This window comes from Escherichia sp. KTE96, from assembly GCF_000408525.1.
Classification (GTDB): Bacteria; Pseudomonadota; Gammaproteobacteria; order Enterobacterales; family Enterobacteriaceae; genus Escherichia; species Escherichia marmotae.
Window position 1 is genome coordinate 389,852 of record NZ_KE137146.1, and the last position, 21,607, is coordinate 411,458.

19 protein-coding genes are annotated in these 21,607 nt (G+C 52.1%); 3 read left to right on the plus strand and 16 right to left on the minus strand.

What is annotated here, in order from left to right:
* Positions 1-84: 84 nt before the first annotated feature.
* The 12 genes from nuoL to lrhA all read right to left on the minus strand — a co-directional run bounded on the left by nuoL (position 85) and on the right by lrhA (position 13,505).
* Positions 85-1,926 carry an NADH-quinone oxidoreductase subunit L gene (gene nuoL / locus A1WG_RS19450; protein WP_001516778.1) on the minus strand — a complete coding sequence of 614 codons (1,842 nt, stop codon included), beginning with the start codon at positions 1,924-1,926 and terminating at the stop codon, positions 85-87.
* Positions 1,923-2,225 carry an NADH-quinone oxidoreductase subunit NuoK gene (gene nuoK, locus A1WG_RS19445; RefSeq protein WP_000612644.1) on the minus strand — a complete coding sequence of 101 codons (303 nt, stop codon included), beginning with the start codon at positions 2,223-2,225 and terminating at the stop codon, positions 1,923-1,925. Before nuoK ends, nuoL begins: the two co-directional genes overlap by 4 nt.
* The gene (gene nuoJ, locus A1WG_RS19440; protein WP_000393511.1) at positions 2,222-2,776 is read right to left on the minus strand and encodes an NADH-quinone oxidoreductase subunit J; all 555 of its coding nucleotides are present in this window, start codon (positions 2,774-2,776) and stop codon (positions 2,222-2,224) included. Before nuoJ ends, nuoK begins: the two co-directional genes overlap by 4 nt.
* 11 nt (positions 2,777-2,787) lie before the next feature.
* Positions 2,788-3,330: an NADH-quinone oxidoreductase subunit NuoI gene (gene nuoI / locus A1WG_RS19435; protein WP_000172749.1), complete on the minus strand. Its 543-nt coding sequence runs from the start codon at positions 3,328-3,330 to the stop codon at positions 2,788-2,790.
* Between the two features lie 14 nt (positions 3,331-3,344).
* Positions 3,345-4,322, minus strand: coding sequence for an NADH-quinone oxidoreductase subunit NuoH (gene nuoH, locus A1WG_RS19430; RefSeq protein ID WP_000220077.1), 978 nt, complete (start codon positions 4,320-4,322; stop codon positions 3,345-3,347).
* Positions 4,319-7,045 (minus strand): NADH-quinone oxidoreductase subunit NuoG, encoded by a 2,727-nt coding sequence (gene nuoG / locus A1WG_RS19425; protein ID WP_001516779.1) that lies wholly within the window; start codon positions 7,043-7,045, stop codon positions 4,319-4,321. The genes nuoH and nuoG overlap by 4 nt, the downstream gene beginning before the upstream one ends.
* 52 nt (positions 7,046-7,097) lie before the next feature.
* On the minus strand, positions 7,098-8,435 hold the full coding sequence (nuoF, locus tag A1WG_RS19420) for an NADH-quinone oxidoreductase subunit NuoF (protein ID WP_000789507.1): 1,338 nt from the start codon (positions 8,433-8,435) through the stop codon (positions 7,098-7,100).
* A complete protein-coding gene (nuoE, locus tag A1WG_RS19415; protein ID WP_000545042.1) occupies positions 8,432-8,932 on the minus strand; it encodes an NADH-quinone oxidoreductase subunit NuoE in 501 nt (166 codons plus the stop codon). The genes nuoF and nuoE overlap by 4 nt, the downstream gene beginning before the upstream one ends.
* A gap of 2 nt (positions 8,933-8,934) precedes the next feature.
* Complete coding sequence (nuoC, locus tag A1WG_RS19410) at positions 8,935-10,737, minus strand: NADH-quinone oxidoreductase subunit C/D (protein WP_000247865.1); 1,803 nt, start codon at positions 10,735-10,737, stop codon at positions 8,935-8,937.
* A 93-nt stretch (positions 10,738-10,830) separates the two neighbouring features.
* A complete protein-coding gene (nuoB, locus tag A1WG_RS19405; RefSeq protein ID WP_000386733.1) occupies positions 10,831-11,493 on the minus strand; it encodes an NADH-quinone oxidoreductase subunit NuoB in 663 nt (220 codons plus the stop codon).
* 15 nt (positions 11,494-11,508) lie between these two features.
* Complete coding sequence (nuoA, locus tag A1WG_RS19400; protein ID WP_000062991.1) at positions 11,509-11,952, minus strand: NADH-quinone oxidoreductase subunit NuoA; 444 nt, start codon at positions 11,950-11,952, stop codon at positions 11,509-11,511.
* Between the two features lie 614 nt (positions 11,953-12,566).
* Positions 12,567-13,505, minus strand: a complete 939-nt coding sequence (lrhA, locus tag A1WG_RS19395) for a transcriptional regulator LrhA (RefSeq protein WP_001516780.1) — start codon at positions 13,503-13,505, stop codon at positions 12,567-12,569.
* 922 nt (positions 13,506-14,427) lie between these two features.
* Here lrhA and alaA point away from each other — a divergent pair.
* The gene (gene alaA, locus A1WG_RS19390) at positions 14,428-15,645 is read left to right on the plus strand and encodes an alanine transaminase AlaA (protein ID WP_000074519.1); all 1,218 of its coding nucleotides are present in this window, start codon (positions 14,428-14,430) and stop codon (positions 15,643-15,645) included.
* Positions 15,646-15,728: 83 nt separating this feature from the next.
* On the plus strand, positions 15,729-16,328 hold the full coding sequence (gene yfbR, locus A1WG_RS19385) for a 5'-deoxynucleotidase (RefSeq protein ID WP_000813873.1): 600 nt from the start codon (positions 15,729-15,731) through the stop codon (positions 16,326-16,328).
* Positions 16,329-16,398: 70 nt separating this feature from the next.
* Here the strand turns inward: yfbR and A1WG_RS19380 are convergent, their stop codons facing one another.
* The 4 genes from A1WG_RS19380 to yfbV all read right to left on the minus strand — a co-directional run bounded on the left by A1WG_RS19380 (position 16,399) and on the right by yfbV (position 20,012).
* On the minus strand, positions 16,399-18,231 hold the full coding sequence (locus tag A1WG_RS19380) for an SLC13 family permease (protein WP_001012850.1): 1,833 nt from the start codon (positions 18,229-18,231) through the stop codon (positions 16,399-16,401).
* Positions 18,232-18,317: 86 nt separating this feature from the next.
* Complete coding sequence (gene hxpA / locus A1WG_RS19375; protein ID WP_001516781.1) at positions 18,318-18,968, minus strand: hexitol phosphatase HxpA; 651 nt, start codon at positions 18,966-18,968, stop codon at positions 18,318-18,320.
* Between the two features lie 10 nt (positions 18,969-18,978).
* The gene (locus tag A1WG_RS19370) at positions 18,979-19,473 is read right to left on the minus strand and encodes a YfbU family protein (RefSeq protein ID WP_000426118.1); all 495 of its coding nucleotides are present in this window, start codon (positions 19,471-19,473) and stop codon (positions 18,979-18,981) included.
* 83 nt (positions 19,474-19,556) lie between these two features.
* The gene (gene yfbV / locus A1WG_RS19365; protein ID WP_000106629.1) at positions 19,557-20,012 is read right to left on the minus strand and encodes a terminus macrodomain insulation protein YfbV; all 456 of its coding nucleotides are present in this window, start codon (positions 20,010-20,012) and stop codon (positions 19,557-19,559) included.
* 337 nt (positions 20,013-20,349) lie between these two features.
* On the opposite strand from yfbV, the gene ackA reads away from it, so the two are divergent.
* Positions 20,350-21,552, plus strand: coding sequence for an acetate kinase (gene ackA, locus A1WG_RS19360; protein ID WP_000095712.1), 1,203 nt, complete (start codon positions 20,350-20,352; stop codon positions 21,550-21,552).
* The last annotated feature ends 55 nt before the right edge of the window (positions 21,553-21,607 follow it).

Here is a 21,607-nt window from a genome sequence, read left to right on the forward strand (position 1 = left end):
GGGGGGAGTGTCGGATGCGCCGCTGTAGTGGCTTATCCGACCTACGTTCTTATATGCCCGAGGGCAAATCCCACAATCCTTAACTCAACGCAGTACCATCAACAGTGCCAGCACCACGACCGCACCGATGCTCATGGATGCCACATACCAGCGCAGGTAGCCGTTCTCACTGAGCAACAGACCTTTACCCGCAAAGCGCGAGAGGATCGCCGGGATGTTCATCATTGAGTTCAGCGGATCGCGTTTCAGCAACCAGGCGATCCCCAGGAACGGTTTGACGAACACTTTGTCGTACAGCCAGTCAAAGCCCCAGGCGTTGTACCACCAGGTCCCCAGCAGACGACCCGGTGCACTGTTGGCGATAGAAGTCACCAGAGTACGTTTACCCAGCCACAGCCAGGCTGCCAGCAAAATGCCAACAACCGCAACCACGCCAGAGGTAATTTCCAGGGTCAACATACTGCCGTGTGCCAGCTCCGTGGTTTGCGGAAGCACGCCCTGCAGCGGCGGTACAATCAGTGCGCCAACGAAGGTGGAAAGGATCAGCAGCACAATCAGCGGCAGGCTGTGGGTGATCCCTTTCACGGCGTGAGCGTGAATTTGTTCTTTTCCGTGGAAGACGATGAAAATCATACGGAAGGTGTAGAGCGAGGTCATAAACGCACCGACCAGACCAGCCACCATCAGATTGATATGACCATTCGCCATCGCACCCGCGAGGATCTCATCCTTACTGAAGAAGCCCGCAGTGACCAGCGGCAGTGCCGACAGCGCCGCGCCGCCCACCAGGAAGCAGAGATAAACCAGCGGAATAGATTTACGCAGACCGCCCATCTTGAAGATGTTCTGTTCGTGATGACAGGCCAGAATGACAGAACCGGATGCCAGGAACAGCAGCGCTTTAAAGAATGCGTGGGTCATCAAGTGGAAAATCGCCGCATCCCATGCCTGCACGCCAAGCGCGAGGAACATGTAGCCAATCTGACTCATGGTGGAGTAAGCGAGAACACGTTTGATGTCGGTCTGTACCAACGCAGCAAAACCAGCCAGCAGCAAGGTAACCGCCCCGACAATACCCACCAGATGCAGAACTTCCGGGGTCATCAGGAACAGGCCGTGGGTACGGGCGATCAGGTAAACACCTGCGGTTACCATGGTTGCGGCGTGGATCAGCGCAGAGACAGGCGTCGGGCCAGCCATCGCGTCGGCAAGCCATGTCTGCAACGGCAACTGCGCAGATTTACCAACCGCACCACCCAGCAGCATCAGCGTCGCCCACATCAGCATGTTATTGCCGTCTGCAAAGTGCGCCGGTGCCAGTTCCACCATTTCGCGGAAGTTCAGCGTGCCCAGTTCGTTGTAGAGAATGAACAGCGCGAAAGCGAGGAACACGTCACCGACACGGGTCACGACAAACGCTTTCATTGCCGCGGCACCATTCTTCGGATCGGTGTAATAGAAACCGATCAGCAGATAGGAGCACAGGCCCACGCCTTCCCAGCCGAGGTACATCAGCAGCAGGTTGTCGGCCAGAACCAGAACCACCATGCTGGCAATGAACAGGTTGGTGTAAGCGAAGAAGCGAGAGTAGCCCTCTTCACCGCGCATATACCAGGAGGCGTACATGTGGATCAGGAAACCCACACCGGTGACCACTGAGAGCATGGTCAGTGACAGGCCGTCCAGCACCAGGTTGAAACCGATGTTAAAGTCGCCTACCGACATCCACGTCCACAGCGGCTGGCTGTAAGCCTGCTCACCGTTAGCGAAGAAATCGACGCCGATAAAAGCAGTCACCAGCGCAGCCAGGCCCACAGAGCCAACGCCAACGATCGCTGAGACATTTTCAGACCAGCGTCCGCGAGAGAACGCCAGCAGAATGAAGCCAATTAATGGCAAAATAATGGTTAAGGCAAGCATGTTCATCCGCGCATCTCACTTACTGAATCGATGTTCAGGTTCTGGCGACGACGGTGAAGTTGCAGCAGCAGCGCAAGACCGATACTCGCTTCCGCCGCCGCGAGGCTGATGGCAAGAATGTACATCACCTGACCGTCGGTCTGGCCCCAGTAGCTCCCGGCGACCACAAAGGCCAGCGCGGAGGCGTTAATCATGATTTCCAGACCAATCAGCATAAACAGCAGATTGCGACGGATAACCAGACCGGTTAAGCCAAGAACGAACAAGATTGCCGCGAGGATCAGTCCATGTTGTAAGGGGATCATGCGTGCTCCTCCGTTTTTCTTTTCGCGCTGTCGTCTTTGCGATTGCTCAGCACTTCACCCGCACGCTCTTCGCGACCGACGTGGAAGGCCACAACCAGACCGGCCAGCAGCAGCATAGAGGCCAGTTCAACCGCCAGCACGTAAGGCCCAAACAGCGTAATACCCACTGCTTTGGCGCTGATTGGCGTACCATCGATACCCTGATCGTTAACACCGAGAATGGCGTAAACAATCACCACCAGCATGATGGCCGACAAAATTGCCGGACCAATCCACACCTGCGGTTTCAGCCACTGGCGTTCCTGTTCGATTTCCGAACCGCCCAGGTTGAGCATCATCACCACGAACACGAACAGCACCATAATGGCACCCGCGTAGACGATAATTTCCAGCGCACCGGCAAAGTAAGCGCCCAGTGAGAAGAACACCCCGGAAATCGCCAGCAGCGAAATAATCAGGTACAGCAATGCGTGTACCGGATTGGTATGGGTGATCACTCGCAAGGTCGCAAGTATGGCTATCAGGCCACAGATATAAAAAGCGAACTCCATTGCCCCTCTCCTTACGGTAACAGGCTCTTGACGTCGATAGGCTTGGCTTCGTTCTCTGCTTCGCCCTTATCTTTGCCGTCGATTGCCATACCTGCCATCCGGTAGAAGTTATATTCCGGGTATTTGCCCGGACCGGAGATCAGCAGATCCTCTTTCTCGTAAACCAGATCCTGGCGTTTGTATTCCCCCATCTCGAAATCCGGGGTTAACTGAATCGCCGTGGTCGGACAGGCTTCTTCGCACAGACCACAGAAAATGCAGCGTGAGAAGTTGATGCGGAAAAATTCCGGATACCAGCGACCGTCTTTGGTTTCTGCTTTTTGCAGCGAGATACAGCCGACCGGGCAGGCTACTGCGCAGAGGTTACAGGCTACGCAACGCTCTTCGCCGTCCGGATCGCGGGTCAGAACGATACGACCACGATAACGGGGCGGCAGATAGACCGGCTCTTCCGGGTACATTCGCGTTTCGCGCTTGGCAAACGCGTGCAGGCCGATCATCCAGATACTACGAACCTGGGTGCCGAAACCTACTAACAATTCTTTTAAGGTCATGGTCTTAGTGCCCCTTATTGCGCCTGCCAGAGAATGACAGCCGCCGTTACCAGCAAGTTGATCAGCGTCAGCGGCAGGCAGATTTTCCAGCCGAAGGACATTACCTGGTCATAACGCGGACGCGGCAACGACGCACGAATCAAAATGAACATCATCATAAAGAACGCAGTTTTCAGCGCGAACCAGATGAATGGCGGTAACAACGGGCCTTGCCAGCCACCGAAGAACAACGTCACCATCAGTGCGGAGATGGTCACAATCCCGATGTATTCACCCACGAAGAACAGGCCGAATTTCATCCCGGAATATTCAATGTGGTAACCATCCGCCAGTTCCTGCTCGGCTTCCGGCTGGTCAAACGGGTGACGGTGACATACCGCCACGCCCGCGATGGCAAAGGTAATAAAACCAAAGAATTGCGGGATGACGTTCCATACATGCGCCTGGCTGTTAACGATGTCGGTCATGTTGAATGAACCGGCCTGCGCCACCACGCCCATCAGGGAAAGCCCGAGGAACACTTCGTAGCTTAGGGTCTGCGCAGAAGCACGCATCGCACCCAGCAGCGAGTATTTGTTGTTACTTGACCAGCCCGCAAACAGCACTGCGTAAACCGCCAGACCTGCCATCATCAGGAAGAACAAAATCCCGATGTTCAGGTCGGCAACCACCCAACCCGGACTGACTGGCACAATCGCAAAGGCCAGCAGCAACGAGGTAAAGGCGATCATCGGCGCAAGGGTAAAGATGACGCGATCCGAGAATTTCGGGATCCAGTCTTCTTTAAAGAACATTTTGATCATGTCCGCGACCAACTGAAGCGAACCGCCCCAGCCAACACGGTTAGGTCCGTAACGGTTCTGGAACAGCCCCAGCAGACGACGTTCACCAAAGCTCATGAATGCCCCGCAGGTGACAACCACCAGCAAGATCACCACCGCTTTGAGGATGGTCAGCAGGATCTCAATCAGTTCCGGTGATAACCAGGTCATTGTTGTGCCTCCTTGAGATCCTCAAGATGCGCGCCAGCCAGCACCGGAGCAATGCCGGACATGCCCATCGGCAAGCCCACCTGCCCTGCCGTCAGCCCTTCTGCGATTTCAACCGGTAGCGTGACCGTGTTGCCATCGTAACTAAAGGAGACGCGAGTACCCGCATTCACGCCCAACTTCGCGGCATCTGCCGGGTTGAGTTTGATATACGGCTGCGGCATACGGCTCTGGAATACCGGAGCACGCTGTGACAGTTCATCGCTGCCAAACAGATGGTAGTACGGCGCGATACGCCATTTCCCTTCCTGCGGCTGGAAGCGTGCCGGTACGCTGGTGAAGTAATCCAGACCGTTTTCGCTGGCTTCAAACAAACGCACGCCCGGATCGCCAAAGCGCAATTTGCCACCCACTTCGTCCTGGAATTTGTTCCACGCCTGCGGGGAGTTCCAGCCCGGTGCCCAGGCAAACGGCACTTGCGAACGGTGCGCGGTCGGCTGGTTGTTACCTTCCATCGAGAAGGTGAACATGGTGTCGATATCCTGCGGCTGACGCGGTTCATGAACGCTGATATTGGCGCGCATGGCGGTACGACCACTGTAACGGTGCGGCTCACGAGCCAGTTTCTGACCACGAATGCGGAATGTCGCATCCGGCGCGGCATCTTTGATGCCAGCAAGTTCCGGGATCTTCGCCACGACGGCGTCAATCACATGGTCGAGCTGCGTCCAGTCCACCTCTCGACTCAGCAGTGTACTGTGCAGCGAGTGTAACCAGCGCCAGCTTTCCAGCATCACCGTTTTGCTGTCGTAGTAAGACGGATCGTAAACCTGGAAGAAACGTTGAGCACGACCTTCGTTGTTGATCACCGTACCATCGCTTTCAGCAAAGCTGGCAGCGGAAAGCACCAGATGGGCGTTTTCCATAATCGCCGTGCGCTGATGGTCAACCACCATCACCAGCGGAGCTTTTGCCAGCGCGGCGTTCACGCGGGTCGCGGAAGCGTGACGATGTAGATCGTTTTCCAGCACCACCACTGCATCGGCGCGTCCGGTTTCCAGTTCGGTCAGGGCTTCTTCAAGCGAACCGCCGCCCATAATGCCCAGCCCCATACTGTTTACGGAACGGGCAATCATAGTGATACCTACGTCAGCGCCGCGACCTTTCAGGGCTTTTGCTACATTAGCGGCAGCCTGAATCACTTCTGTGCTACCGGCGTTAGTGCCGGAGATAATCAACGGTTTCTTCGCACCAGCCAGTGCCTGCACGATGACGTCGATTTTGCTTTGCAGCTCCGGCTCGATACCGTCAACCGCTGGTGCGGAGTTGTCCAGCGCGTGAGCGATGGCAAAACCTAAACGTGCCTGATCTTCAACCGGTGCGCGGTAAGTCCACGCCGCGATGTCATCCAGGCGGGTGTCATCAACGTTAGTAACAAACAGCGGGTGCTTGGCACGTTGGCCAATGTTGAGGATTGCCGCAATCTGCCAGTCAGCCACTTTCTGTGCTGCCGCCATTTCGCGCGCTTTGCCTTTTACTGCCTGACGAACCGCCAGCGCGACGCGTGCCCCGGTCTGAGTAACATCTTCGCCCAGCACCAGTACCGCATCGTAAGATTCGATTTCACGCAGTGCCGGAGTATAAATGCCGCCTTCACGCAGCACTTTCAGCGCCAGTTGCAGACGTTCCTGCTCACCGTGAGCGATACCGGTGTAGAAGTTTTCTTCGCCAACCAGTTCACGCAGCGCAAAGTTGCTTTCCACGCTGGCACGCGGAGAACCGATGCCGATGACTTTCTTCGACTGACGCAGAATATCTGCCGCACCTTGCATCGCCTGCTCGGCGTTGAGGGTGATGAAATCATCGCCACGACGCTGTACCGGCTGACGTGGACGATCCTTCAGGTTGACGTAGCCGTAGCCGAAACGACCACGGTCGCAGAGGAAGTAATGGTTTACCGTACCGTTGTAACGGTTTTCGATACGACGTAGTTCACCATAACGTTCACCCGGGCTGGTGTTACAACCGATGGAACATTGCTGGCAGATACTCGGCGCAAACTGCATATCCCATTTACGGTTATAACGCTCGGAGTGCGTTTTATCGGTGAATACGCCGGTCGGGCAAATTTCCACCAGGTTACCGGAGAACTCGCTTTCCAGGGTGCCGTCTTCCGGGCGACCGAAGTAAACGTTGTCGTGCGCGCCATAAACGCCCAGATCCGTACCGTCAGCGTAATCTTTGTAGTAACGCACGCAGCGGTAGCAGGCGATGCAGCGATTCATTTCATGAGAGATGAACGGCCCCAGATCCTGATTGCGGTGGGTACGTTTGGTGAAACGGTAGCGACGGAAGGTATGCCCGGTCATCACGGTCATATCCTGAAGATGGCAGTTACCCCCCTCTTCACAGACCGGACAGTCGTGCGGGTGGTTGGTCATTAACCACTCGACCACACTTTCACGGAACTGTTTCGCTTCTTCGTCGTCAATGGAAATAAAGGTGCCATCGGAAGCCGGTGTCATACAGGACATCACCAGGCGACCACGCGTGTCTTCCGCGTTTTGGTATTGCTTCACCGCACACTGGCGGCAAGCACCGACGCTTCCCAGCGCCGGATGCCAGCAAAAGTAAGGAATATCAAGGCCCAGAGACAGACAAGCTTCCAGCAGGTTGTCCGCTCCGTTGACCTCGTATTCTTTGCCGTCTACATGAATTGTAGCCATTAGCATGCTTCCAGTTTTCTCAGTCATAGACTGAGCGTTAATCGAAATTCGGTTACCAGCGCTCTTTCAGCAGGTTCGGCTGAATCCCATTAATCAAATGGGTATTGCTGAACGGCTGTTTGATTCCCGCTTCAAATTCTTCACGGAAATATTTGATGGCGCTCTGTAACGGCTCCACTGCACCTGGTGCGTGGGCACAGAAGGTTTTACCCGGGCCTAAGAATCGACACAGTTGCTCAAGTGTTTCGATATCGCCAGGCTGACCTTCGCCACGCTCCAGTGCACGCAGAATTTTCACACTCCACGGCAGACCATCGCGGCACGGCGTACACCAGCCACAGGATTCACGGGCGAAAAACTCTTCCAGGTTACGTACCAGCGACACCATGTTGATCTCGTGGTCAACGGCCATCGCCAGCGCCGTACCCAGACGGCTACCCGCTTTACCGATACTTTCGAACTCCATCGGCAGGTCAAGGTGCGCTTCTGTCAGGAAGTCAGTGCCCGCGCCGCCTGGCTGCCAGGCTTTGAATTTCAGCCCGTCACGCATACCACCAGCGTAATCTTCAAGGATTTCACGCGCGGTAGTACCGAACGGCAGTTCCCACAGACCCGGATTTTTCACCCGACCAGAGAAGCCCATCAGCTTGGTGCCAGCATCTTTGCTTTTCGAGATGTTCTGATACCACTCCACGCCGTTAGCGAGGATCGCCGGAACGTTACACAGGGTTTCGACGTTGTTAACACAGGTCGGTTTGCCCCATGCGCCTGAGGTTGCCGGGAATGGTGGCTTCGAGCGCGGGTTAGCGCGACGCCCTTCCAGAGAGTTGATTAACGCAGTTTCTTCACCGCAGATGTAGCGTCCTGCCCCGGTATGGACGAACAGTTCGAAATCAAAACCTGTTCCCATAATGTTTTTACCGAGCAGCCCCGCTTCGGTCGCTTCGGCAATGGCACGACGCAGATTCACTGCCGCTTCGATATATTCGCCACGCAGGAAGATGTAGCCGCGATACGCTTTCAGCGCAAAGGCAGAGATCAACATACCTTCCACCAGCAGGTGCGGCAGTTGCTCCATCAGCAAACGGTCTTTATAGGTGCCCGGTTCCATTTCATCGGCGTTACACAGCAGGTAACGGATGTTCATGGATTCGTCTTTCGGCATCAGGCTCCACTTCAGGCCAGTAGAGAAGCCCGCACCGCCGCGCCCTTTCAGACCGGAATCTTTGACCTGATTGACGATTTCGTCCGGAGAAAGCCCGGTCAGCGCCTTACGCGCCCCTTCGTAACCGTTTTTGCTGCGGTATTCGTCCAGCCACACCGGCTGTTTGTCATCGCGCAGACGCCAGGTCAGCGGATGCGTTTCGGGAGTACGGATAATGTTTTTCATTTATACCGCTCCAGCAGTTCAGGGATCGCTTCCGGGGTCAGATGCGCGTGAGTGTCTTCATCGATCATCATGTTTGGCCCTTTGTCGCAGTTCCCCAGGCAGCAGGTTGGCAGCAGCGTAAAGCGACCGTCAAACGTCGTTTGCCCTGGTTTGATATTCAGTTTTTTCTCCAGCGCCGCCTGAATTCCCTGGTAACCGTTGATGTGACAAACCACGCTGTCACAATAGCGGATCACATGGCGACCCACCGGCTGGCGGAAGATCTGGCTGTAGAACGTTGCCACACCTTCAACATCGCTTGCCGGAATACCCAGAACGTCAGCGATCGCGTGGATCGCGCCGTCCGGCACCCAGCCACGCTGCTTCTGAACGATTTTCAGCGCTTCAATGGACGCCGCACGCGGGTCTTCGTAGTGGTGCATCTCGTGCTCAATCGCTTCACGCTCTGCCGCACTCAGCTCAAAAGCCTCGGTTTGTGGTTGTTGATTCTCGTGCATAATTAGCGGTCCACATCTGACATAACAAAATCGATACTGCCCAGATAAACAATCAGGTCAGACACCAGGCTGCCGCGGATCGCCGCCGGAATTTGCTGCAAATGCGCATAACTCGGGGTGCGGATACGGGTGCGATAACTCATGGTGCTACCGTCACTGGTCAGGTAGTAACTGTTGATCCCTTTGGTCGCCTCAATCATCTGGAAGGACTCATTGGCAGGCATCACCGGCCCCCACGACACTTGCAGGAAGTGGGTGATCAGGGTTTCGATATGTTGCAGCGTGCGCTCTTTCGGCGGCGGCGTAGTCAGCGGGTGATCCGCTTTGAACGGGCCTTCCGGCATGTTGTTGAGGCACTGCTCAAGAATGCGCAGACTCTGGCGCAGCTCTTCCACTTTCAGCATTACGCGGGTGTAGCAGTCAGAAACGCCACCACCGACCGGGATTTCAAAGTCGAAGTTTTCATAGCCAGAATAAGGACGCGCCTTACGCACGTCGAAGTCGATCCCGGTGGCACGCAAGCCAGCACCTGTGGTGCCCCACTCCAGCGCCTCTTTCGCGCCGTAGGCGGCAACGCCTTTGGAACGGCCAATCAGGATGGTGTTACGCAGCGCGGCTTTCTCGTAAGAAGCCAGACGTTTCGGCATCCAGTCAAGGAACTCACGCAGCAAGCGATCCCAGCCTCGCGGCAGGTCATGCGCCACACCGCCAATACGGAACCACGCCGGATGCATACGGAAACCAGTGATTGCTTCCACCAGATCGTAGATTTTCTGACGATCGGTAAAGGCAAAGAACACTGGCGTCATTGCACCGACGTCCTGAATAAAGGTGGAGATATACAGCAGGTGGCTATTGATGCGGAACAATTCGGAAAGCATTACGCGGATTACGTTAACGCGATCCGGCACGGTGATCCCGGCCAGTTTTTCTACCGCCAGCACGTATGGCATTTCGTTAACGCAACCGCCGAGGTATTCGATACGGTCGGTGTACGGTATGTAACTATGCCAGGACTGGCGTTCGCCCATTTTCTCCGCGCCACGGTGGTGATAGCCGATGTCTGGTACGCAGTCGACAATCTCTTCACCATCGAGCTGCAGAACGATACGGAAAGCCCCGTGCGCCGACGGGTGGTTCGGACCGAGGTTGAGGAACATGAAGTCCTCGTTTTCGGTGCCGCGCTTCATCCCCCACTCTTCCGGTTTGAAGGTCAGGGCTTCCATCTCCAGATCCTGTTTGGCTTTGGTCAGCTCAAACGGCGAGAATTCGGTAGCACGCGCCGGGTAATCTTTACGCAGCGGGTGACCTTTCCAGGTTTGCGGCATCATGATGCGACGCAAGTTCGGGTGACCGTCGAAAGTAATGCCAAACAGATCCCAGGTTTCGCGCTCATACCAGTTGGCGTTCGGGAACAGTTTGGTAAAAGTCGGCACATGTAGATCGTTTTCTGCCAGCGCCACCTTTAGCATGATGTCGCGGTTGCGATCGATCGAAATCAGATGGTAGAAAACGGAAAAATCGGCGGCAGGTAACCCTTCGCGGTGTGTGCGCAAACGCTCGTCCATGCCGTGTAAGTCAAACAGCATGACGTAAGGTTTCGGCAGTTTCTTTAAGAAATCGCCAATTTCCAGTAATTGTTCACGCTTGATCCACACAACGGGAACCCCGGTGCGAGTCGCCTGAACAGTAAAGGCATCCGGCCCAAAACGGTTGCGCAGTTCGCCAATCACCGGATCATCAAGATGATCACGGGTCTGCCAGGCGGGTTCTTGCGCGGTTAAGTCGGTCATATTGTTCACCATTGCATATGGTCCGTGGTGACTGTCGGCGTAGTTAACTTCGCGAAATAGATTTAGGAATAAGCGAAGAAAAATGCCTTTGCCGACAGGCGCAAATTAAATCTCGTCAGGTGTGCGCAGGTTGGTAACGGCAATGCGTTCACCGCGCTTGCGTTCGCGCTCTGATTGCATATTGGCGCGATATACGCCCTGATCGCCAACCACCCAGGAGAGCGGGCGACGTTCTTTGCCGATAGATTCCTGCAATAGCATCAGTGCCTGCATGTACGCTTCAGGACGCGGCGGGCAACCCGGGATATACACATCAACCGGAATGAATTTATCAACACCCTGCACAACGGAATAAATATCGTACATACCGCCGGAGTTCGCACATGCGCCCATGGAGATAACCCACTTCGGCTCCAGCATCTGGTCATAGAGACGCTGAATAACTGGCGCCATTTTGGTAAAACAGGTTCCAGCCACCACCATCAGGTCAGCCTGACGCGGCGAAGCACGCAATACTTCTGCGCCAAAACGCGCCACGTCATGAACCGCGGTAAACGAGGTCACCATCTCAACGTAACAGCAGGAAAGACCGAAGTTATACGGCCAAATTGAGTTTTTACGACCCCAGTTAACCATGTCATTGAGCTTGCCCATAAACACGTTTTTATTAACTTCTTGCTCCAGAGGGTCGGTTACGATCTCCTGCTTTTGCAGGGGGTAACGGTCGTTCTCACCGTTGGGATCTATGCGGGTGAGCGTATAATCCATCTTAATGCCTCGCGGTTAGCGTTGACGATTAGCGATACTGTTCGTTTCCGGGTTCACACGCTCGCGGCGTGAACGCGCGGGCGTCCAGTCCAGCGCGCCAATACGCACCAGATAAACCAGACCTGCCAGTAACACAAAAATAAAAATTGCCGCTTCTACAAAGCCAATCCAGCCGCTTTCGCGAATGGAAGTTGACCATGCGAACAGATACAGCGCTTCAACGTCGAAGATAACGAAGAACATGGCCACCAGATAAAACTTGGCAGACAGGCGTAAGCGGGCGGAGCCGACCGAGTCGATACCTGATTCAAACGGCACGTTTTTTGACCTCGCGCGCGCGCGACCGCCTAAAAACCAACCGCCAATCAACATCAGGCAACACAGGCCAATGGCAACGATAAGAAAGATAGCGAATGCCCAGTGATGAGCGATGACTTCAGTGGATGTTGACATACTCATTGCTTACTCATCAAAAGTAGCGCCAGATTCACTGCTCTTCACGGCAGATGGACGCCACATCGATTCATGGGGAGGAATAAAAAAAACCTTACAATCGCTGTAGAAACTATTTTATACAGCTAATTGATGTGGTCTTTTACTCCTTTCTATAACCTTTTGTCAACTTTAACAAAGGTTTCTTCACATTAATTTACATGATATCAACAACTTTTGCATTTAATGCCTTTAACCCCAGATTGTTGACAACTCCAGGAAAATTAGATGTTGTTGAATCGTGTCCGTTGTGAAGCAATGGAAAAAATACGGGCCTATTTTGACAGGAATTGGTGACGATTCCTCCCCCCAAAAGAGAGTATTTTCTTGATCTGTGACACGCTTTTGTTAATCCATAACAAAAACACAGCAATAATTTTACTCATTTTTTAACATTATTGTAGCAGGAGATTTTTTTCAGGCGATTTTTTGTTCGTTAGCGTGGGGAATGGCTGGTGATTGAAAAATGAACATTTTTGTTCGTTGTCGGGAACATTCGTAAGGTTTTATTGTAAAAAAAAGCCACTGGCGTTTTATTAATCACCAATGGCGTTTTTTACTGAATTGTTATTGCCTGGAGATTATTCGTAATCCCCTTCAATCAACAGGGAATCGTCCCCTTCCTGAGCAGTCAACGGGTTGTATTGCCACGGGTTGTGATAACTCTCCATAGCCTGGTATATCACCTGCGCCAACTCATTGTCGCAGGACGGATCATAGCACAGCAAATATTCGGTATCTGGTAGTGGTGGTAAACCATCTACCGCACTCAAAACGCGCAGGTCAGGACTCATCATCTCAACCGGTCTTGCCGTCACACCAAGGCCCGCTTTTACTGCAGCACGAACCGCCGGTAGCGTAGAGGCGACATAAGCCAGACGCCAGGGAATATCCGCTTTATTGAGCGTTGCCAGAACCATGTCACGGAACGGACTAGGATCATCCAGCAGCACAAGAGGGATCGGTTCACCTTTTTGCAATACATATTCCGCAGCGCAATACCAGTGTGTTGGAGAAGTACGCAGATTCAACGCCTTAAAGGTATCAGGACGATGAGTGGTAACCATTAAATCCACTTCCTGGGACTTCAGCATTTCTGCCATATAGGCATTGCGCTTAACGCGGACATCCAGCGCAAGTTTCGGATAAACCGAGCTTACGCGATTGAGCAGGAAAGGTAAGATCGTATCAGCAGATTCATCTGAAGCACCGATAGTTAACACGCCCTGAAGATTACTGAACATCAATGATGAGCAAGCCTCATCATTGAAACGCAGGATTTTCCTGGCGTAGCCAAGAAGCTGAATACCATGTTCAGTCAACAGTTTGTTGCGACCATGCCGAGCGAACAGTTCTTTCCCAACGAGTTGTTCCAGACGTTGCATTTGCTGACTAACAGCGGACTGAGTACGACACACAGCGGAAGCTGCGGCAGCAAAAGTGTTCAGATCGGCAACAGCAACAAATGTTCTCAGCAGATCGAGGTCGAGGTTAATTATCGGACGATTTGCACTTATCATATATTATCACTTACTGGCGGCTCATACTGAGCTGGTTAATGCTGTGCACACACAAACAAGCAATTCCATTTGTAATGTGCCTCCCTGGCAGTTTCATCCGGAACCCGGACGAAAGTAAAAATGCATATGAGTTGCACTAAAAAATGTGGCTCACATTGTTCCGTTATAATGCCTGAAGTAGATCACAGAATATATCTTCAGGAATCGCATATCTATTAAGTTACTCACTCTTTTCTATTTATGACATGCGCGAGTTTGTGTAAATGTAAATGTTGGTCCTTGCTCCACTCTCTCGCAACGGTGCGGCTCGAACATGAGCGCGAACAAATAGCGAGAGTAAGCCTGCATCAAAGCAGGTGTTCCGTCATTAAAGCAAGCATTTTACCCTAAAAACCTTTTATTTATAAGGGTCATTGCGAATTATCTGATGCAAAGTTATGTTATGTTAGGCAAAGTAATCTTCTATTATTAATATGCACAACAAAGTCTTTTTGAATATTAAATAATAATTAATTAGCACCACCTGCATACATTAATTCCTCTTAACAATAATTTCCTCCGTCACCACCTATATGCCCCACCGGCGATCACTACTCTGTTAATGTTTCACTTATAACGAAAATATCATGAATGCTTTATGTTCGTGATTTCTTAAACCGAAGAAATTTTACACATTTATCTAACAGGTAAAAAAACCACATCCTGAATTAATACACAGAATAAATCACTACTAAATCTCATTTATTAAGTATATGCATCTTATTATTTAACGATTATTAAGTTATTAACAGCACAATTCCGCTTTCTCTCCTGGCAAAATCTTGTTCTGCAGAACTTCAAAACGCCGCCTCGGGGGAGTACATTGTTCTAAGCTGACTTCCACGGCAGGGAGTGGCGATAACAGCAAAAAAGGTCAAGATTCATGTCACCCATTGAAAAATCCAGCAAATTAGAGAATGTCTGTTATGACATCCGTGGTCCGGTGCTGAAAGAAGCAAAACGCCTGGAAGAAGAAGGTAATAAGGTATTGAAACTGAACATCGGCAACCCAGCCCCGTTCGGTTTTGACGCTCCCGATGAGATTCTGGTTGACGTGATACGCAACCTCCCGACAGCTCAGGGTTATTGCGATTCAAAAGGCCTCTATTCTGCGCGTAAGGCTATCATGCAGCATTACCAGGCACGTGGCATGCGTGATGTTACCGTGGAAGATATTTACATCGGAAATGGTGTATCGGAGCTTATCGTTCAGGCAATGCAAGCATTGCTGAACAGTGGGGATGAGATGTTGGTTCCTGCACCTGATTACCCGCTATGGACAGCGGCAGTTTCGCTCTCAGGCGGTAAAGCGGTGCACTATCTTTGCGATGAATCCTCTGACTGGTTCCCGGATCTCGATGACATTCGCGCCAAAATTACGCCACGCACGCGCGGCATTGTTATTATCAACCCGAACAACCCAACAGGCGCGGTTTATTCCAAAGAGCTATTAATGGAGATTGTGGAGATTGCGCGTCAGCATAACCTCATTATCTTCGCTGATGAAATTTACGATAAAATCCTCTACGACGACGCCGAGCATCACTCGATCGCGCCGTTGGCTCCTGACCTGCTGACCATTACCTTTAACGGGCTGTCGAAAACGTATCGTGTTGCGGGATTCCGCCAGGGCTGGATGGTGCTGAACGGGCCGAAAAAACACGCCAAAGGTTATATCGAAGGTCTGGAAATGCTGGCCTCAATGCGGCTGTGCGCCAACGTTCCCGCGCAACACGCGATACAGACAGCGCTGGGCGGCTATCAGAGCATCAGCGAGTTTATCATGCCGGGCGGGCGTCTTTACGAGCAGCGTAACCGTGCGTGGGAGTTGATTAATGATATTCCTGGCGTTTCCTGCGTAAAACCTCGCGGCGCGCTATACATGTTCCCGAAAATAGACGCCAAACGCTTTAATATTCACGACGACCAGAAAATGGTGCTGGATTTCCTGTTGCAGGAAAAAGTTCTGCTGGTACAGGGAACCGCATTTAACTGGCCGTGGCCGGATCACTTCCGCATTGTCACGCTGCCGCGTGTTGATGATATCGAACTGTCCTTGAGCAAGTTCGCTCGTTTCCTTTCTGGTTATCATCAGTTGTAATCTTAAATTCACTGCCGGAGATTGCATCCGGCAGTGTTATCCCCCCACAATGACCTCATGATGCCATCACTCGTAAGGTCGCTATGAAACAGAGCCATTTTTTTGCCCACCTCTCCCGCCTGAAGCTCATTAACCGCTGGCCGTTGATGCGTAACGTGCGGACTGAAAATGTGTCCGAACACAGTTTGCAGGTAGCGATGGTCGCCCATGCGCTGGCAGCCATCAAGAATCGCAAATTTGGCGGCCAGGTTAATGAAGAACGTATCGCGTTGCTGGCGATGTACCACGATGCCTCTGAAGTGCTCACTGGTGATCTTCCTACTCCGGTGAAATACTTCAACTCGCAAATCGCCCAGGAATATAAAGCCATTGAGAAAATCGCTCAGCAAAAACTGGTCGATATGGTTCCGGAGGAGTTGCGGGATATTTTTGCACCATTAATCGATGAACATGCGTATAGCGATGAAGAAAAGTCGCTGGTTAAACAGGCAGATGCGCTGTGTGCGTATCTGAAATGCCTGGAAGAACTCGCAGCCGGCAATAATGAGTTCTTACTGGCAAAAACGCGGCTGGAAACGACGCTTGAATCACGCCGCAGTCAGGAGATGGACTACTTTATGGAAGTGTTTGTTCCCAGCTTCCATCTGTCTCTCGATGAGATTAGCCAGGATTCACCGCTGTAAGCCGACGTAGGCCTGATAAGACGCGCCAGCGTCGCATCAGGCCTACGTCGGTGGCGACATCAGGAGCTCGTCAAAACGGAAACAGCATCGGGATCATCACCACGCAAACCGCCATCACAATAATGGTAAACGGAACCCCCAGCTTCACAAAATCACTGAAGCTGTAATTCCCCGGCCCTAAAACCAATGTGTTAACGGGTGAAGAGACTGGTGTCATAAAGGCAGCGGATGCTGCCATCGCCACTACCATGGCAAAAGGGTAAGGCGATACGCCCATAGTTTTGGCAGCAGCCAGCGCAATCGGGGCCATCAACACCGCCGTCGCAGTGTTAGAGATAAACAAGCCTATAACCGCCGACAAGACAAACAAACAGACCAGCATCATATGCGGCCCGTAACCACCGCCAATATCCATTAATCCTTTCACCGCCAGCGCGACGCCACCGGTTTTTTGCAATGCCACAGCAAACGGCATCATCCCAACGATCAAAATAATGCTCGGCCAGTGAATAGACTTATAGGCACTTTCAGCATCGATACAGCGGAATTTGCCCATCAGCAGGCAGGCAATGATAGCCGCAACAGGATTAGGAATTTCATCGGTCAACATTAACGCCACCATCAACACCAGACAGAAAATGGCATGGGGTGCCTGACTGTGAGCGGGCGATGCTTCACTCACCTCTTCCGGTAAGTTTAACGCCACAAAGTCGCGGCCTTGTTTTGCCAACATACCGATAAGCTTCCAGTTACCGACCACCAGAATAATGTCACCCAACAGCAGAGGCTCATCCGCCAGCGAACCTTCCAGCGCCACACCGTTGCGTTTCAGCCCCACCACATTTAGTCCGTAGCGGGTACGAAAGCCAATTTCACGCACCGATTTGCCAATAAGCTCTGACTCGGGAATTAATGAAATTTCTGCCATACCGACATCAAGAGCCTGATCGGAAAAATACTCGCCGCGCAAAACCATCGGCTCCAGCAATTGTTCACTACAAAATTGACGGAGATCGACGTCAGCCGCAGACATATCAATAAGCAAAACGTCACGCGCGCGGAATTCAGACACCCCGTTCACGTTCACGATAACGCGACGAAAACGCCGCCAGCGTTCAACACCAATGACGTTTGCGCCATAACGTTCACGCAATTTGAGATCGTCCAGTCGTTGGCCAATCATCGGTGAACCGGGACGAATAGCCAGACGACGCGCACGCCCGGTAAGACGGTATTCACGAATGAGATCGCGGAAGGTGCGACGCGTCCAGCCTTCGCGCTGCGGAGCCTGGGTATCCCCTTTTAGCATAAAGCGCATCACTAGCATGTATAAAATGCCAAGTACCAATACGACCAGGCCGATAGGGGTTACGCTAAAGAAACTGAAACCATGATAGCCTTCACGTAGCAGCTCACTGTTCACCACCAGGTTAGGCGGCGTCGCCACCAGCGTCATCATGCCGCTTATCAGTCCGGCAAAACTCAATGGCATCATCAGGCGCGACGGCGACGTCTGCATACGCATAGCAACACTTAACACAACAGGAATAAAGATAGCGACGACGCCGGTTGAACTCATAAACGCGCCAAGACCGGCAACTGTCAGCATCAGTAAAACCAACATTTTGATTTCACTGCTGCCCGCAACTTTGACCAGCCATGTCCCCATCACGGTTGCAACGCCTGTACGAACTAAACCATCGCCAATAATAAACAGGGCGGCGATCAGCACAACGTTAGGATCGGAAAAGCCGGAAAAGACTTCGGTGATAGTCAGCGTACCGCTTAATGCAAACGCGACAATGACAAACAAAGCGACAGCATCCATACGCACTCTGCCCGTCGCAAACAAGACTATCGCAATCGCCAGCAATGAGAGAACCCAAATCAATTCACCGTTCACAACATATCCTTGTTAATTGAGGGGGATGGTTTGATTCTGCCACAAAAAAGCCCCGTCGGGACGGGGCTAAATCATGATCTGGCGTTTCACGCAATAATAACGTCACCATTTGGCTGTTTGGTCACGGTAATTTGCTCCAGACTATGAAGGATCAAATCTACCTCATTCAGACGCGGGGTGTCTGCCGGTGCATTAACAGCAATAACATGGCAACCTGCCGCCAGACCAGAAAGCAAGCCAGCGGGAGCATCTTCCACTACCACGCATTCCTGCGGCGCAAGCCCCAGCAGTTGCGCGCCTAACAGATACGCATCCGGCTCAGGTTTTCCACGCTTAACCCGTTCAGCGGTAACAAACACCTCCGGCGCAGGAAGTCCGGCCACTTTATGGCGCGCTCGCGCAACTGGCATAGAACCTGAAGTGACAATTGCCCACGGAATACCCGCTTTATTCAAATGATTGAGTAAAGCTATCGCCCCCGGGAGCGCGGTAATGCCTTCGGTTTCCGTGGCCTCGATTTGTTCCAGACGCGTAAACTCGGCGGCAATTTCTGCCTCGGTTTTCCCCGCCATAAAGTGACGCAGAGACGTTATTGCCTGTTTACCGTGAATAAAAGCAAGCACCTCTTCCGGCGTTAGCCCATGCTGTTTCGCCCAGTTGCTCCACGCCCGCTCTACCGCAGGCAGGGAGTCCACTAACGTACCATCAAGATCAAACAGAAAACCTTTGCACCGCACGCAGGCCTCCTCAGGCGTTAATGATTTGATTAATTTCGTTGGTACTCAAATGATACTGACGCGGGCAGGAATGCCAGACGTTCAACATGCGCTGATATTTCTCCCACATTGGTGTCTGGGCATTAAAGCCATGAGTTCCGGCGTCAAAATGCGTGTAACGCCCTTCGACATTAACCATAAAGCGTACATAACCGAGATAACGCGCTTCAGTAGCGGCGTCGAAGCCGAGGAAAGTGACACGGCGTTCATCGATAGCTTGCTGATCCTGCAAATTAGACCAGGAAACATGCAGCGCGTGATACATCTCCATAATGTCGATGATAGTGCGGCAGGTTTCTTCTTTCAGCTCGCCAAACTCGCGATCCAGCTCGCGCATCTGTAACCCATAGCCACGCTCAATGATTGTTTGCAAGCGACGGTAACGTTCAGCATTTGCCGGATCGAGCATAGTCATCATTTTGTACTGGTTAGACAAAATAAGACGTTGCGCGTTGGTCATTTCCATTGTTGACTCCTGTATCACTTTACTACGGTGAAAAAAAAGAAGGCCGATGTCTGCCTTCTTTTATATGCGTAATCAGGGATCAATTACAAATCATCAAGGAAAGTTTTATCCAGTTGTTTGAAGGCGCGCTTAAGCGTGTCAGCTAATGCCTGATAGTCAGGCTTGCCTTCTACCGGTGCTAACGCTTGCCCGGCTTCCTGCAATTTACCGCGAACTTCATAAAACCAACTCAGGATCGCTGGCGGTAATGGCGTAACGGAACGCTTGCCCAACCACCACAATCCCTGCATCGGTAAACTCAGAGCGAACAATGCTGTAGCAACTGCCGGACCAAGCTGACCGCCCAGCGCAATCTGCCAGCAGAGAGTAAATACGGCGATCGGCGGCATAAAGCGGATCGCATAACGCGTCATCTTAATAACGCGATTTTCAACAAACACCGGGGCAAGGCGTTTTTCCAGCGGCCACGTCTTTGAGTAGTGCTGTCCCCGGCGGAACAAACTAAAAAAATTAACAGAACGATTATCCGGCGTTGACATGCTTCACCTCAACTTCACATATAAATATTCAAAAATTTGTGCAAATTCACAACTCAGCGGGACAACGTTCAAAACATTTTGTCTTCCATACCCACTATCAGGTATCCTTTAGCGGCCTGAAGGCCTAAGTAGTACATATTCATTGAGTCGTCAAATTCATATACATTATGCCATTGGCTGAAAATTACGCAAAATGGCATAGACTCAAGATATTTATTCCATCATGCAAAAAAAATTTGCAGTGCATGATGTTAATCATAAATGTCAGCGTCATCATGCGCTACGCTCTATGGCTCCCTGACGTTTTTTTAGCCACGTATCAATTATAGGTACTTCCATGTCGAGTAAGTTAGTACTGGTTCTGAACTGCGGTAGTTCTTCACTGAAATTTGCAATCATCGATGCAGTAAATGGTGAAGAGTACCTTTCTGGTTTAGCCGAATGTTTTCACCTGCCCGAAGCACGCATCAAATGGAAAATGGACGGCAATAAACAAGAAGCGGCTCTAGGTGCAGGCGCCGCTCACAGCGAAGCGCTCAACTTTATCGTTAATACTATTCTGGCACAAAAACCAGAACTTTCTGCGCAACTGACTGCTATCGGTCACCGTATCGTACACGGCGGCGAGAAGTATACCAGCTCCGTAGTGATCGATGAGTCTGTTATTCAGGGTATCAAAGATGCAGCTTCTTTTGCACCGCTGCACAACCCGGCTCACCTGATTGGTATCGAAGAAGCACTGAAATCTTTCCCGCAACTGAAAGACAAAAACGTTGCTGTGTTCGACACCGCGTTCCACCAGACTATGCCGGAAGAGTCTTACCTCTACGCCCTGCCGTACAACCTGTACAAAGAGCACGGCATTCGTCGTTACGGCGCACACGGCACCAGCCACTTCTATGTAACCCAGGAAGCGGCGAAAATGCTGAACAAACCGGTAGAAGAGCTGAACATCATCACCTGCCACCTGGGCAACGGTGGTTCCGTTTCTGCTATCCGCAACGGCAAATGCGTTGACACCTCTATGGGTCTGACCCCGCTGGAAGGTCTGGTAATGGGTACTCGCTCTGGCGATATCGACCCGGCTATCATCTTCCACCTGCACGACACCCTCGGCATGAGCGTTGACGCAATCAACAAAATGCTGACCAAAGAGTCTGGCCTGCTAGGTCTGACCGAAGTAACCAGCGATTGCCGCTATGTTGAAGACAACTACGCGACGAAAGAAGACGCGAAGCGCGCAATGGACGTTTACTGCCATCGCCTGGCGAAGTACATCGGTGCATACACTGCGCTGATGGATGGTCGTCTGGACGCAGTTGTATTCACCGGTGGTATCGGTGAAAATGCCGCGATGGTTCGTGAACTGTCTCTGGGCAAACTGGGCGTGCTGGGCTTTGAGGTTGATCATGAACGCAACCTGGCTGCACGTTTCGGCAAATCTGGTTTCATCAACAAAGAAGGCACCCGCCCTGCTGTTGTGATCCCGACCAACGAAGAGCTGGTTATCGCGCAAGACGCCTGCCGCCTGACCGCCTGATTCCACACCGCCAGCCCTGCTGGCGGTGCTGTTTTGTAACCCGCCAAACTGGCGG